This is a genomic window from Methylovorus mays (assembly GCF_020531915.1).
Classification (GTDB): Bacteria; Pseudomonadota; Gammaproteobacteria; order Burkholderiales; family Methylophilaceae; genus Methylovorus; species Methylovorus mays.
Genome location: NZ_JAJAVG010000008.1, coordinates 522,016 through 536,028 on the forward strand (window position 1 = coordinate 522,016; position 14,013 = coordinate 536,028).

16 protein-coding genes are annotated in these 14,013 nt (G+C 54.0%); 8 read left to right on the forward strand and 8 right to left on the reverse strand.

The window, feature by feature from the left end:
• Window positions 1–47: 47 nt before the first annotated feature.
• The 6 genes from LG203_RS12880 to LG203_RS12905 are packed head-to-tail and all read right to left on the reverse strand — an operon-like array spanning window position 48 to window position 6,959.
• On the reverse strand, window positions 48–3,752 hold the full coding sequence (locus LG203_RS12880) for a pilus assembly protein (RefSeq protein ID WP_230346128.1): 3,705 nt from the start codon (window positions 3,750–3,752) through the stop codon (window positions 48–50).
• A 12-nt stretch (window positions 3,753–3,764) separates the two neighbouring features.
• The gene (locus tag LG203_RS12885) at window positions 3,765–4,373 is read right to left on the reverse strand and encodes a pilus assembly PilX family protein (protein WP_230346129.1); all 609 of its coding nucleotides are present in this window, start codon (window positions 4,371–4,373) and stop codon (window positions 3,765–3,767) included.
• Window positions 4,374–5,495 carry a PilW family protein gene (locus tag LG203_RS12890; RefSeq protein WP_230346130.1) on the reverse strand — a complete coding sequence of 374 codons (1,122 nt, stop codon included), beginning with the start codon at window positions 5,493–5,495 and terminating at the stop codon, window positions 4,374–4,376. It lies immediately after the preceding gene.
• Window positions 5,492–5,959: a type IV pilus modification PilV family protein gene (locus LG203_RS12895; RefSeq protein WP_230346131.1), complete on the reverse strand. Its 468-nt coding sequence runs from the start codon at window positions 5,957–5,959 to the stop codon at window positions 5,492–5,494. Before LG203_RS12895 ends, LG203_RS12890 begins: the two co-directional genes overlap by 4 nt.
• Window positions 5,953–6,519, reverse strand: coding sequence for a GspH/FimT family pseudopilin (locus LG203_RS12900; protein ID WP_230346132.1), 567 nt, complete (start codon window positions 6,517–6,519; stop codon window positions 5,953–5,955). Before LG203_RS12900 ends, LG203_RS12895 begins: the two co-directional genes overlap by 7 nt.
• Window positions 6,519–6,959 (reverse strand): type IV pilin protein, encoded by a 441-nt coding sequence (locus tag LG203_RS12905; protein WP_230346133.1) that lies wholly within the window; start codon window positions 6,957–6,959, stop codon window positions 6,519–6,521. Before LG203_RS12905 ends, LG203_RS12900 begins: the two co-directional genes overlap by 1 nt.
• 171 nt (window positions 6,960–7,130) lie before the next feature.
• On the opposite strand from LG203_RS12905, the gene lptM reads away from it, so the two are divergent.
• Together lptM and lysA are read left to right on the forward strand one after the other, a co-directional pair.
• Window positions 7,131–7,289, forward strand: coding sequence for an LPS translocon maturation chaperone LptM (gene lptM / locus LG203_RS12910; RefSeq protein WP_230346134.1), 159 nt, complete (start codon window positions 7,131–7,133; stop codon window positions 7,287–7,289).
• A 63-nt stretch (window positions 7,290–7,352) separates the two neighbouring features.
• Complete coding sequence (gene lysA / locus LG203_RS12915; protein WP_230346135.1) at window positions 7,353–8,600, forward strand: diaminopimelate decarboxylase; 1,248 nt, start codon at window positions 7,353–7,355, stop codon at window positions 8,598–8,600.
• Between the two features lie 93 nt (window positions 8,601–8,693).
• On the opposite strand, the gene purU is transcribed toward lysA, so the two are convergent.
• Window positions 8,694–9,548: a formyltetrahydrofolate deformylase gene (purU, locus tag LG203_RS12920; protein ID WP_230346380.1), complete on the reverse strand. Its 855-nt coding sequence runs from the start codon at window positions 9,546–9,548 to the stop codon at window positions 8,694–8,696.
• 171 nt (window positions 9,549–9,719) lie between these two features.
• On the opposite strand from purU, the gene LG203_RS12925 reads away from it, so the two are divergent.
• From LG203_RS12925 to ispH, 3 genes are read left to right on the forward strand one after another with little or no spacing between them, the layout of a single operon-like run.
• Window positions 9,720–10,253 (forward strand): GyrI-like domain-containing protein, encoded by a 534-nt coding sequence (locus tag LG203_RS12925; protein ID WP_230346136.1) that lies wholly within the window; start codon window positions 9,720–9,722, stop codon window positions 10,251–10,253.
• A complete protein-coding gene (locus LG203_RS12930; RefSeq protein WP_230346137.1) occupies window positions 10,250–11,167 on the forward strand; it encodes a CobD/CbiB family protein in 918 nt (305 codons plus the stop codon). Before LG203_RS12925 ends, LG203_RS12930 begins: the two co-directional genes overlap by 4 nt.
• A 44-nt stretch (window positions 11,168–11,211) precedes the next feature.
• Window positions 11,212–12,138 carry a 4-hydroxy-3-methylbut-2-enyl diphosphate reductase gene (gene ispH / locus LG203_RS12935; protein WP_230346138.1) on the forward strand — a complete coding sequence of 309 codons (927 nt, stop codon included), beginning with the start codon at window positions 11,212–11,214 and terminating at the stop codon, window positions 12,136–12,138.
• Window positions 12,139–12,204: 66 nt separating this feature from the next.
• On the opposite strand, the gene LG203_RS12940 is transcribed toward ispH, so the two are convergent.
• Window positions 12,205–12,585 carry a DoxX family protein gene (locus LG203_RS12940; protein ID WP_015831078.1) on the reverse strand — a complete coding sequence of 127 codons (381 nt, stop codon included), beginning with the start codon at window positions 12,583–12,585 and terminating at the stop codon, window positions 12,205–12,207.
• 88 nt (window positions 12,586–12,673) lie between these two features.
• Between LG203_RS12940 and LG203_RS12945 the strand changes: the two genes are divergently transcribed.
• From LG203_RS12945 to fae, 3 genes are all read left to right on the forward strand, one after another.
• Entirely contained in the window at window positions 12,674–12,856 is a 183-nt protein-coding gene (locus LG203_RS12945; protein ID WP_230346139.1) for a hypothetical protein, read from the forward strand.
• On the forward strand, window positions 12,843–13,286 hold the full coding sequence (locus LG203_RS12950) for a GNAT family N-acetyltransferase (protein WP_230346140.1): 444 nt from the start codon (window positions 12,843–12,845) through the stop codon (window positions 13,284–13,286). The genes LG203_RS12945 and LG203_RS12950 overlap by 14 nt, the downstream gene beginning before the upstream one ends.
• 103 nt (window positions 13,287–13,389) lie before the next feature.
• The gene (gene fae / locus LG203_RS12955; RefSeq protein ID WP_013443310.1) at window positions 13,390–13,941 is read left to right on the forward strand and encodes a formaldehyde-activating enzyme; all 552 of its coding nucleotides are present in this window, start codon (window positions 13,390–13,392) and stop codon (window positions 13,939–13,941) included.
• The last annotated feature ends 72 nt before the right edge of the window (window positions 13,942–14,013 follow it).

Below are 14,013 nucleotides of genomic sequence, written 5' to 3' on the forward strand. Positions count from 1 at the left end.
GGCGGCGGCTCTAGCGTACCAGCTGAGAAACCGCCGTCCAAACTAGCTTACTCCGTTGTAATTTCACGCCAGCTGGAGCGCGTTGGATACTCGGAGCTTGATCCGCTGATAGCCTCACCATTGCTGTTCCCGTCACCCGTCACCTTGGTGGTATCCCCACCCACGGTTGCTGTGGTGTACCGCAATGTTCCATTGGGCAGTGTGTATAGCGACAAGCCCGTTATCAACCCACCTGATGAATTATAGGTGCCCTGTGTACTTGTGCCTGCGGTAGTAAAGCGGCCAGTTTTGTAATCAAAGAAATATATCCAGCTATCGCCACCAGGGCTGCATGCATCCCCACTGGGAATACCACTGGCCACCACCAGCGTGCCCAAACCTAACTGCGGATTAACGAAGACGCGCTCCCCCGTTGTCGGCAAATCAGCATACCAGCTGCCATTGACGCCGGTGCCACTGACGGTGGCGGTATTGCCGGATTTTGAAATTGTGATGGGGTTGGTACGTGCATTACTAATGGAGGATCCCGTATCCCGCAGGGCATAAATGGTTTGCACGCCTGTCGTACTGAGATCGGTCAGCCCCAGGTAAGCCCCTGTAGCCACATATACGATATGCGCAGTACTGCCAGATATAGCTGCCAGCTCAGGCTTGGTGGTTATTGGCTGTGCCGTATTGCCATATTTGAGCTGAGCCAGGGTGGTGACATTGTAATCGCTCATATTAAAGCGCCATACATTGCCCAGAAGATCGCCGCCATAAACCTGGGTGATGGTAGCATCCGCGTTGCCATTATCCGCCCACCCATTGATTCTCGACAGCCCGCTAGGGGTAGTGGTGTCACCGACCCCGGTGGAGACTTTTTTGATCAACGCTCCGGTCAAGGCATTCAGCACATACAAATAGCCCTTGCCATCGCCTGGTGAGACATTGTTGTAGCCTGAGGTCACCATGACCACCCACGTACCATTGGGCAATTTGCCTATCACCGGATTGCCAAAGGTATACCCCAGATTTTCATCAGCAACATCGCAATAGGTACTGTCACTACAGAATTCCCACAAGCCTTTGGGTGCAGTGGGGTCTGTGACATCCAGCGCATAATAGCCACGACCGCCGCCATTCAGGCCACCGACCAGTATGGTTTTCCAGCCGCCACCGGCAAAAATATCCATGACGATCGGGGAACCATCAACATAATATTTGTGCTTCGAAGAGTAATTTTTATCTGCCAGCGCGTACATATTGGACATGACAGTACGCGGCACAAACGCCCAGCGTTCGGCACCCGTGTCCGCATTGAATGCATGCAGCATGCCATCATTGCCGCCGACATAAAGCGTAGCTGGACGATTGGTATTAGCGATCTTGAATGCGCCATAACTAGGCGATACATAGTCGCCAAAATTGTATCGTGGCGCTTTGACATAGGCCGGAATCGAGTTGGCCAGATCACCCAGCACATGTTCGCGATCACGGAAGGCCTTGCTGGCTTGTGGATTGCTGCCGACATTTTCGTGCTGGCTTTGGCCGCGCAAGAAATTAATGAGGTTGTTCGCATTGTTGGCAATCGTTTGGGTGGTCGAATTAAGTACCGGACATTGCGATAACTTGCTGCACTGGTTGGTAAACAGCAGCACCTCGGTAGAGCTCAGGTTAGCGGTATTAAACGGCACCAACGCACGGCTGGTATTCATTTTGTAGATAGTGCGCGTGTCTGCGTCAATACCACCTTTCGCATCTAGCTGAGCTTGGGCTGACCAGAGGTTAGTCGAGGTAGCGAGTCCCGTCGTCAGGTCGATAGTGCCCGCGACTATTTCGCCATCCCACTTCACCGTGCGGTAGGTAGCATTAAACGCGTAGTTATCCCCGGAGGTCAGATTAGGGCTACTGGTCGTGGCCGCCGAGGCATCCGTGGATTTGGTATTCACCGCAGCCAAGGCCGTTTGCAGCCCGGAAGTGACCGCAGAGGGGTCCGACGCACTGAAATACTGACCCCGACCATTAACGGCGGCATGCCACAGATCGTCAACCGCTGTGAGGGTATCAGCTACTGGCACAGGCCAATTTTTGACCCCATCGATAATGTCCTTGAAGTCCCCTTGCGGCGTCTGGTAATAGGGGTCATATTCCAGTTCACCATTCAGGCCCAGGCCCAAGGTGAAAGTCACCATGTGCTGCTGGTTATTATCGTCAGTGGGCGACTTCAACAGATCACTGGCCGGCATGGAAGGCCGAAGATCGGTCTGGTAATAGTACAGGGCAACATCGGCCAGGGTGTTGCTAGCATTAGCGAGACTGCCATCGTATACGCCATCGGAGCGCTTGGCATAGCCGGTGTTACTGCTGTCAGGACTGCCGATGGCACTCGTACCATCCAGCTGAACGCCGGCGTTACCGTTCCAGTACCCATCCGTCGTCAGTATCGTGAAATTCTGCTGGCAGGAATACTGCATCGGGTCATCCGTGGTCATGGAGTTGATGCCATTGGTTTTACCCCCATAGTAGCGCCCCACACGTGAAAGCGCTTCGCGCAGGGGCGTACCACCACTCGGGTCCATGCCATACAGGCGCTGGTACCAGGTTTTCTTGTTGGTAGCGTTAAAGGTATCCAGCTTGAGGAATTTGCTGGAAGCCGTATTCAGGGTGATAAACCCTACCCGATAGGCATCATCCAGTGAACTGAAAGCGCGCCCGGCCGAGCTTTTCATGTTCATCATGCGCGTGCGGTAATACGCATACCAGTTGGCAAAATTATTCATTTCTTCGGTATAGCTGCACGTGCTGCCACTGCAATCCGTGCGGTTTTCACCCTTGGTAAAAGTGGCCCCGGAAACAATATTCACACGCTTGAATTTGCCATAGCGCGCATAGCGAAAACCAGCACTCCGATTAAATGCAGCCTGGCAGCTACCATCGGCGGGATTGGCCGTCGTTCCAGCATTCGCGTTGCTGTTGCAATACCGCACGTAAGCAGGAAAACTATAGGTCGTCGTGGCGGCAGACTGCACATTGCAGGTTTTCAAATCTGCTTTTATGCAATATTCAGTAGGGGTAATCAGGTAATAATGCGGATAGGAGCTGACCGTTGAAGGATAACGGTAAGTCCCTGACGTCGAGGTGTAAGGCGTGGTTCTGTCATTATCCGGAAAGTCATAATCATCATACGAACCACTGCTGCGATAGTCGATCCCGTTGCGTTTGCAGGTCGTACCGTTGGAGTTGCAGTACACCCGCTCCGGGAACGCCGTTTGAATATTGACGGTACCTGAGGTCTGCCCGCAGCTGGTATTCATCGTATGTCCATTGGTACGCACCGCTGTCCAGGTGGTTTGGCTGGGCAGGTTGGAGGTCGGATCACACGGGTTGACCGGAGGGGTATATGTAATATTCGGGTTGTAATAGGTAGCGTTATGGTAAAAGCTGTAAAAAGGCGGATCGCCGCCTTCGGTCATGGCCGCCCCGTCATCGCGCCCACCTGCACATTCCGTGGAACCGCTGCTCATGCGGCGGCAGTTGTAGATAGTCCCCGCCGAGTTACTATTGGCCACGTTATCTGGCAGATAGTTAAAATCCATACTGCCCGAGTCATCCAGAACAAACATGACATTGGGCTTTACCACGGTCCCTGAATTGTTAGAGATGGGCGCATTAGCGATATCCGTCAGTGCGGCGCCAGCAGGTAAGGCCATGGACAAGACAAGCAAACCCAGGAAAACCGACAAGCGCATTTCTAGTTTTCTATTCAGCATTTTTCCTGGCTCCTAAGAATTCACCGTAACTGTGCTCTGGGTAATACTCACCGCATTACGAGGGCCCTTTACCCGTGAGGTAACACGGTAATACACCATATATTGCCCTTTATACGCAGAGGACCCTCCCCCTTCCAGTCCACCCGCGCCTTGAGAATTATTGGCTATCTGGCGTTTGATGCAGGATTGTCCATCTGCATCAAACGCTGTGCCTGCCACTTTGCACATCCGCTGGATAACATACTGCGTCGTGTTGCCTGCGCCATCGGCAGCCAAGGTAACGGCATTGCTCCATGCTGACTCAGCCACCCAGCTGCGGTCATTCCATACATCGGCAGTTGAGCCTGGCGAGCCCCCATTAGCAGGCAAGGATGAGAAATAGCCACTCCCGGGACTATCCGAGTTGAGTGAGCTCTGATTGGCAGAAAGCCACTGATAGGCTATCTGGATGCCACGGTCTGAGGACATCAGAGCGGATTTCTTGAATGCCACATTACCGGCGATGATATTGCCAGTATCCACTGACCGCACCAGGGCGACCCCGGCAAGCGTCATCGCCACCAGAAAAATCAGCGCGAGAAACAGCACTACGCCACGTTGGGAGTTAGGCATTGTGTTCATTTACTTGGGCATCCATATCATGTTACGCAACACATTCGTCGTCTCAAACACACGATAGCGGTAGCATTGCCAGTCGCTATTGGTGGAGACATTACTGAAGGGTTTCGTTGTCGTTCCATCAGGCCGCCAGACGGGTAACGTTGTCGTGACATTGCATGCAGACTCGCGCTTGATGCTGCGGGCCACCAGTCCATACCGAATGGCGATTACCTGCTTCCATGCCTCATTCAATGAAGAGACATTGGCACCGGTAGGGGTCACCGTATCCCAGAGGTCAACCGAGCCATCCTCATTCGTATCTTTGCCATACTCCGCCTGCAAGTCGACGATATCGGTTGCGATAATGCTTTGCGAACCGACCATATTGTTAGTTTGGACCAAATTGCTACGGCCTGAATTATCCTGAACGATGCTGTAAATATTGTTGACCGGGGCCTGGCCGAGGTTAAACAACAGACTTTGGGGGGGGTAAAGCGGGAGAGTACCGTCGTTGTATCGAAAAGACTGGGTCACGGGGCCAAGCTGGTAAGAACCCGTCTCATGCTTGATACGCGGAGTTGCCGAATCACTCCCACTGTATCCGCTATACTGGACCACATCCCCCGTACCTGTCGTGGTGTTTGCTACAACCATGACATCCCCCAACCCGAATCCAAAAAGAGTCTTCACATTGAAATCGTTTGTCCCGTTTTCAGTGGTGGTTTGCAAATATTCCGGCACACTGGTGTTTGAGGCATTGCCATAACTGATAATGATGGTATCGGGAGCATTTGCAGCCCCTTGAACAATCAATATCGGAGCAAACACAAATGGGGTAGCTGCAACCGTACGCGCGCCTGAATCGGTAATAGTAACTGTCCCCCCCATAAAACCAGACACATCGCATACTACCGAGCACGCCGTCACATTCATGCCATACCCCGCCTGCCGCAAATCCTTGTCCATCAGCAACATCGCCAACGCGCCATTTTGCTGGGCATCGCTGCCACTGGTCGTGGTCTGTTTGCTTTGCTCGGTAATGGAAAATACCTGCTCGATTACCAGGCTGCCAAGTAGGGCGATGACGATGCCGACCATCAGTTCGACTAGGCTGAAGCCCTTGGAAAAATGCCGGCTGCTCATGTCTGTGAATCCCGCGAGCTGATGTAGGACACCGAACGGAAGGTGTGCCGGCCTTCGTTCGCCGTGGCACCGGGTGCCTGCCAGAAAATGTTCACCGTCACCGTCCAGCCATTGGCAATACTGCCGGCCACGGTAATCGTTGGCGCATTGACGTTGCCCTGTACATTTACTCCGGGCAGGGTGCTGATATTGGCCAGCCAGGGTGTGAGTGCCGTTGCCGAGCCACCGGGGTAGGTATATGTCGAAATATTGGGCACGTCAGCCCACATCTGGGAAACAATACGCTCGGCATACAGACTGGCCTCAAGGCGATATTGGGCGTCGGCCACGGTTTTGATGGCCGAGGCATGCAGCCCCACAATTGCCAGTATCCCGATTGAAAAGATCAGGATGGCAATAAGCCCTTCCAGCAGAATGGAGCCTTGCTGGGCAGATCGTTGTCCATAAGAGGCGGGTATCAGCATTTACGGCCATCTCCACTCAAGGTGACATTCGGATCACAGCTGCGCACCGTGGAGCCACGGATCTGAATGCGCAATTCCTTGCTTTGCTCTGCAGTGATGTTGTCGTTATCAATCGTGATGTCGCTGATCGAGCTCGCCAATGACACCCCACCGACATCCGGATCCGGAATACGGCCAAGCCCATTAAACGTAACAGTGGCAGCGCCGCCTGGCGTGACGGTTGTCTTCACCGCGCTGGCACTTTCTGACGCATCGCGGCTCTGGATAATCGCTGGGCAATCCTGCAAGCCATCCCCATCGTTATCCGCCACCACGGTCAGGCAGCCCACACGCCAGCCTGTCTGACCTATCAGGGTAAACCGCACCTGAGCATTGCGGCGCACAGCCTCGGCGCGCGCCAGCTGCAAGCCATTCAAGATGGCTTCGGACGCTGACTTGATTTGTACATTCGCCATGAAAATGCGAAAACTGGGAATAGCCACTGCCGCCAATATGCCAACGATGCTGATCACAATCAGCATCTCAATCAGCGTAAAGCCTGCCGCCGGACGGGCTGACATCAGCAACTGCTCCCTGCCTTGGTCAACCAGCAGGTCGTCGACGTCTGGGTCGTACTTCCGAACTTGGTCTGTGAGGTTTTCGCATTGTTCTGATCTATGGTGTAGATAAAATTGGCCATGGGACCATTACCAGTGGCGGTAATCGTGTAACCCTGCCCACCATTGCTGGTGACGCACGCCACAGCGAAATGATCCACCGTCGATGCCGCGGCGCCACACCCAGCGCCATTGGCATAGGTACGGTTATCCTGGTAATAGCGCTCCATGCGATTACGCATTTGCGACAACTCACCGGTGGCCGACGGAATCTGGGCGCGTTTCACATAATCGGTATAGCTGGGATAGGCAATAGACGCCAGGATGCCGACAATGGCAACCGTGATCATCAGTTCTATCAATGTAAAGCCAGCTTGCTGGCATGATCTGAATACTTGACGCATGGCGTACCCTTTCTAGGTAACTGAATCATGCTTATCTTAGCGCGCAAACGCCAGTCTCGCCCGACGTATGGTCAAATTTGGGCGATAAGCGGCGTGCAAGCCCTCCGTCATTCGATAAAGAGGCTTTGTGCTAAAATACGCAGGCTTTTCACTTGCCCAGGCATATACCTCATGCGCATTGTTCTCATCGGCCTTTTATTCTCCATCAGCCTCGCTGCCTGCGGCACCAAGGGGCCGCTTTATATCCCTGAAAAGCAATATCCGCTGGACCCTGCCGAGCGCAAGGCAGAACAAAAATCGCCCAAACAAGATAACGATCAGGTGCCCTGAGTCCGCGTTAAACATGAGCCACAACACCGCCCCTATCCCAACATTTAATAGATCAATACCCACGTGAACGCATTTCAACTCAAGAACGGCCAACTGCACGCCGAACAAGTGCCTCTGAAGCAGTTGGCAGAGGAGTTCTCCACCCCTTGCTATGTCTACTCCCGGCAAGCCCTGGAAACCGCCTACCGCGATTTTCAGCAAGGCTTTGCAGGCGTAGACCATCTGGTGTGCTTTGCCGTCAAAGCCAACCCCAGCCTGGGCGTATTAAGTGTTTTTGCCAAACTGGGCGCCGGGTTTGATATTGTGTCTGGTGGTGAGTTGGCTCGCGTGCTGGCAGCGGGTGGCGATGCCTCCAAAGTAGTGTTTTCAGGCGTAGGTAAAACCGCCGATGAAATGCGAGCAGCCCTATCAGCAGGGATTTTCTGCTTCAATGTGGAGTCCGCAGCCGAGCTGGAACGCCTGAATGATGTGGCTGGCAGCATGGGCAAAATCGCCCCGGTATCGCTGCGCGTCAATCCTAACGTGGACGCCAAAACCCACCCTTATATTTCCACCGGCCTCAAGAACAACAAGTTCGGCGTGGCCTACGAGCAATCGCTGGCGCTTTATCAGCAAGCGGCTGCCATGCCCAACATTGACGTGCACGGTGTCGATTGCCATATCGGTTCGCAGCTGACTGAGCTGTCGCCGTTTCTGGATGCGTTTGACCGCGTATTGGCGCTGGTTGATCAGCTTGAGGCAGCAGGCATTGCGATCCGCCACATCGATGCAGGCGGTGGCATTGGCATTTGCTACAACGAAGAAACACCGCCGGATTTTGCAGCCTATGCCGCGGCCATGCTGAAGAAGCTAGGCGACCGCAAGGTCAAGCTGGTATTTGAGCCTGGCCGTGCGCTGGTGGGGAATGCCGGTGCATTGCTGACGCGTGTGGAATACCTCAAGCACACCGAGGCCAAGAATTTTGCGATTGTGGATGCTGCCATGAATGACCTCATGCGGCCTGCGCTATACGATGCCTATCACCAGATTGCCGAAGTCAGCCCAGCTGCCACGCCCAAACAGGTATATGAAATTGTGGGTCCGGTATGTGAGAGCGGCGATTTCCTCGGGCATGATCGTGAGTTGGGTCTGAAACAGGGTGATCTGCTGGCGATCTTGTCAGCAGGTGCTTATGGCATGAGCATGAGCTCCAATTACAACACTCGTCCCCGCGCAGCGGAAGTCATGGTGGATGGTGAAACCTATCAGCTCATCCGCAAGCGCGAAACCATCGCCGAGCTGTTTGCACTGGAAAATGTCGTGAAAGACTGATCTCATCCATCTGCAGACAACAAAAAAGCGAACGGTTGCGCGTTCGCTTTTTTTATTTGGCTTTACTAATGCAGCCCGCTTGGGGACATCCGCCTAATCAAAAATCACCGTCTTGTTTGCGTAGAGCAAAATACGGTTTTCAATGTGCCAGCGCACGGCGCGTGACAGCACTACGCGCTCCAGATCCCGCCCCTTCTGGATCAGGTCTTCCACCTGATCGCGATGGGAAATACGCGCAATGTCCTGCTCAATAATCGGGCCTTCATCCAGCACTTCCGTCACATAATGACTGGTCGCCCCGATCAGCTTCACGCCGCGCTCAAATGCCCGGTGATAGGGACGCGCACCAATAAAGGCCGGCAGGAAGGAATGGTGAATATTGATGATGCGCTGCGGGTAACGCTGCACAAAGGCGGGCGACAATATCTGCATGTAACGCGCCAGTACAATCAGGTCTACGCCGTATTGATCAAACAGGGCAAACTGCTGGGCCTCTGCCTCAGCCTTATTGTCGCGATTCACCTCCACATAATGGAAGGGGATGCCATGGTACTCAGCCAGCCGCTCGGTATGGCGATGATTGCTGACAATCAGCGGAATCTCGCAAGCCAGTTCGCCACTTTGATGACGGTGCAGCAAATCGACCAGGCAATGATCGTATTGCGACACCATGATCGCCATGCGGGTACGCTTCTGACCCAGCTTTAATTGCCAGGTCATGCTGAAACGCTCGGCAATCGGCGTGAAATGCTCGGAAAAGTTATCCGCATTGATGGCGGAATCACTCAGATCCCACTCAACTCGCATTAAAAACAAGCCGTTTTCCGCATCCTGATGCTGGTCAGCATGCAGGATATTGGCATTGTGGCGGTACAAAAAATCCGCAATACCCGCAACGATCCCTTTCTGGTCCGGGCAGGTCACCAGCAATGTGGCGGTATTCTTCATCATGGTCAGGTCGGCGATGCCGTCTTTTTTCGAAAAAACAGGATTATAGCAACTAAGGCCAGCACAAACGAATAGGCGCAAGCTGAATCAGTGCAAGCCGGGCAGGGTTGTGGTATCTTTTACCTTGATTATTGCTTCCCATGCCGCCACCCGCCTCAAGCACCGATACCCGTGAAAAAACAGCTACCCATTATCTTTATCGCCTTCATCCTGCCCATTACCGCCATGTTGTGGTGGTGGGGGCTGTTCAGCACGCCCAAGCTGCAAATCGAGCAGGCGGGCGATTATCACTATGCCTACCTTGAAGCGCAGGGGGTTTACTCGAAGCTGGGAGAAACGCTGGCCGAGGTCAAGCAGGAGCTGGACAGGCAAGGCATCCCCCGCGGTGCCGAGGTTACGCTGGTCATGACCGACCCCCGCAAAACCAAGCCTGCCGACCTGCTGGCGCGTACCGGCTACATGATTCCGGCAGAGGCAAAACTGCAGTCCCCACTCAAAAGCGCGACCATTCCCAAGCGTGAAGTCGTCGCTGTCAGCATCAAGGCACATCCTTTGCTGGCCTACGGCAAAACCTACGGTGCCCTATTGGACTATACGAATCAGCACCACTCTTCATTACAATTACCCACGCTGGAAATTTTCGACAACAGCGTATTACGGGTAGAAATGCCGTTATCGCATGAACCGCAGGATGCATCTCCATGAATTTCATTGTTCTGGTCAGCGCTCTCGCTCTCAGTTACTACCGCCCGCATAAAAGCCTGGATTGGCTTTTTCATGCATGCACCCCTTATGCGCAATTGCTGGAGCGCAATTTTAATGGCGGCAAGAACCGGCACGGCGTTGTCGCCTGGACACTGGGGGCACTGCTGCCATCCATCGTCATCGGCTTTCTCTATTACGGTCTGATGGAACTTAACGTCATCATTGGCATGCTGTTTGGCATTGCCGTGCTCTACCTCATACTACGCTTCAGCCGCTTCAGCCAGCGCGCCGAACGCATTGCTGCCGCCCTTGCCGACAAAAACATAGACGAAGCGCGCACCCTGCTCAGCCAATGGGAGCCCCCTTTGGAAACCAGCCACTACAATGCCGCCGAAGTCGCGCGCGTCAGCATTGAAACCACCTTGCGCCGGGCCCACCAGGGGCTCTTCGGGCCCATATTCTGGTTTGTGCTACTGGGGCCGGGTGGCGCTTTGCTTTATCGTCTATCGCATCTCCTCATGCAAAGCTGGGAGCCTCATCTGGATAACCACTTCCATCGTTTCGCCCATCGCGCCTTCGAATGGCTGGACTGGCTGCCCATTCGTATTTCGGGCGCATGTTTTGCGATTGTGGGTGACTTTGAAGATGCCGTGTATTGCTGGCGCACCCAAGCTGCAGGTTGGCCTGAGCAGTCCCTGGGTATCATACTGGCAAGTGGCGCTGGGGCCTTGGGCGTCAGGCTGGGTGAGCCCCTGCCATATCGCGGCGTGTTGCAGTTCCGTCCCGAGCTAGGCCTGGGTGATGAGGCTGATGCTGATTATCTGAAAAGCGCCGTCGGCCTGGTCTGGCGTGTACTGGTTTTACTGGTCGGCCTGTTGCTGCTGTTAACCTTTGCCCACTGGCTGGGCAACTAGGGCGGCCTTTCGCTGCCTGCCATTAAGCTGAATCGAAGACATTTATGGATATCGTACTTGCCAACCCCCGCGGCTTCTGTGCTGGCGTAGATCGCGCCATCATCATTGTGGAGCAGGCGCTGGAAAAATTTGGGGCTCCCATCTACGTGCGTCACGAAGTCGTTCACAACAAATTTGTCGTGGATGAACTCAAGCGCAAGGGCGCCGTGTTTATTGAGGAACTGGAAGAAGTCCCGCCAGGCAATACAGTAATTTTCAGCGCACACGGGGTATCGCGCGAAGTTCGTAGCGACGCCGAGGCTCGTGGCCTGCGCGTGTTCGATGCTACTTGCCCTCTGGTTACCAAGGTACACAACGAAGTCGCCAAAATGCGTCAGGATGGCAAAGAGATCGTGATGATAGGCCACAAGGGGCATCCTGAAGTAGAAGGCACCATGGGCCAGTCCGATGGCGGCATGTATCTGGTGGAAAGCCCCGAAGACGTGGATAGCCTTCAGGTGAAAGACCCGGCCAGACTCGCTTATGTGACACAGACTACGCTTTCCATTGATGATGCCGCGTCTATCGTCACCGCTCTCAAGAATAAATTCCCACTCATTAGCCCACCGAAAAGCGACTCCATCTGCTATGCCACGCAAAACCGTCAGGATGCGGTCAAGGCGATGGCCAAAGATTGCGACCTGGTGATCGTGGTAGGTTCCCCCAATAGCTCGAACTCAAACCGCTTGCGTGAAGTGGCGCAGAACCAGGGCATAGAATCCTACATGGTGGATAACGCCAGCTATCTGAATGCCGAGTGGCTGACAGGCAAAAAACGCATCGGTGTTTCCGCTGGCGCCTCCGCACCCGAGGTGTTGGTGAAAGAAGTCATTCAGCGCCTGCAGGAGATGGGGGCTGCCGACGTCACCGAGTTGCAGGGCGTCGTGGAGAATGTCGTATTCCAACTCCCGAAAAACCTCAAATCCGCCTGAAATAAATGCATAAAAAAGCCCCGCAATGCGGGGCTTTTTTATTCATGCAGACCGTTCAATCGCCAATCACTTTTTGAGATTATCCAGGCTGAACGCCGTTTTGGGATTAACTGCCAGAATGATCATGCCCCCCGCAATCGCCATGTACTGCATAAAGACGATGGGCTCATTGAACTTGAGTATGACCGCCACAAACACGGAATAAATGGCCAGGGTAATTGCCGCACCGCGGGTTTTGAATCCCAGGAATAGCAGGCTACCCGCCACGAGTTGAACCAGTATCATGATGGGAGCGAAGATGGTGCCCAGTCCGTGTTGTGCCAGAAAATCCTGATAGGCAGAATAACCATCCGGATTCTTGAAAATCAGCATCAATTGGATAATGATGGAAACCAGATAAATTTGCGCCAGCAGCAGACGACCGATCAGACTGAAAAATTTGTTCATACACACTTTCCTGAGTTGGTAACATGGCAAAACGGCATGATGCCTGCAAGCCTGACTGGCCGCAAGCCCGCAACACGGAGGAGCAAGCATGAGAATCGCCATTATCGCTGGAGCTTTATTGTTGGTCGCATGCACCCCGGAGCCCGACCACAGCACGCCCAAAGTCGCCGAGGAAGCACGGGCGACGCTGGATCAAGCCAAACAGGTGGAACAAACCCTGCAGCAATCAGAGCAGGCACAGCGCAAGCAGATTGAGCATGCCACCGAGTAATACCTGCCCAGGCTACGTCATCAAGCCAGTATGCTGGCAACAGGCAGGCGCATCCCTGATGCATGTGCGCCGTACGGTGTTCATGCAGGAACAACTGGTGCCAGAATCGCTGGAGTGGGATGGACTGGACGAAGACGCGCACCACCTATTGGCCTGCACCTTTGGGCATGAGGTGATCGGTTGCGCACGCATACTGCCGGATGGGCATATTGGCCGGATGGCGGTGATGCCGGGGTGGCGCGGCCATGGGGTCGGCCGGGCATTGCTCGACAAAGCCATCATGCATTGCAGCCATCTAGGATTGCACGAAGTAAAGCTTTCCGCGCAAACCCATGCCATTGCGTTTTATCAGAAAGCCGGCTTTGTGGTGTGCAGCGCGGTCTACATGGATGCCGGCATCCCGCATTGCGACATGATCCTCACCCTGTAACCCCCGCAACGACTGTTTGCCCCACCCTGCCCGCTTGGGTAAAATGCAGGATCAAGATTTTCTTCAACCCCCTCTTTTTCTTATCCCACAAAAGGAATTCCGCATGTCAAAAATTATCATGAAAGCTGGTGAAGCTACCGTATTCAGCGAAGGCAAAGACGTTACTGCAGCGATGCCAGAAATCGTCATTGGCGCTGTAGACGGCCCAGTGGGTACCGCATTTGCCAACATGATGGCGCAGAGCAAGGGCCACACTGCCATGTTCGCCGTACGCGACATCAACCAGCTGGTACGCCCTGCCACCATGATGGTGCCTAAAGTCACGCTGAAGGATTCCACCAACATCGAACTGTTCGGTGGCCTGGTACAAGCCGCCACCGCCGACGCGATTCTGGACTGTGTGATCGAAGGCATTATCCCCAAGGATCAGGTCAATGACCTGTGCATCATCAGCCTGGTGTGGATTGATCCGGGCTGTGCCGCACTGGCCAAGGAAGGCACACTGGACAAGGCTGACATGTACAAGAACAACTATGATGCCACCAAGCTCGCCATCAAGCGTGCACTGAACGATGAGCCAACCATTGATGAACTGATCGCCAATCGTCACAAGATCAAGCATTGCATGTGGGAAGACAGCTGGGATCAGAAGTAATCAGCCCCGCTGAGCTTTAAGAAGGGAGCCTCGGCATTATCCGCGGAGACTCCCAGCATCAAAAAACCCCGG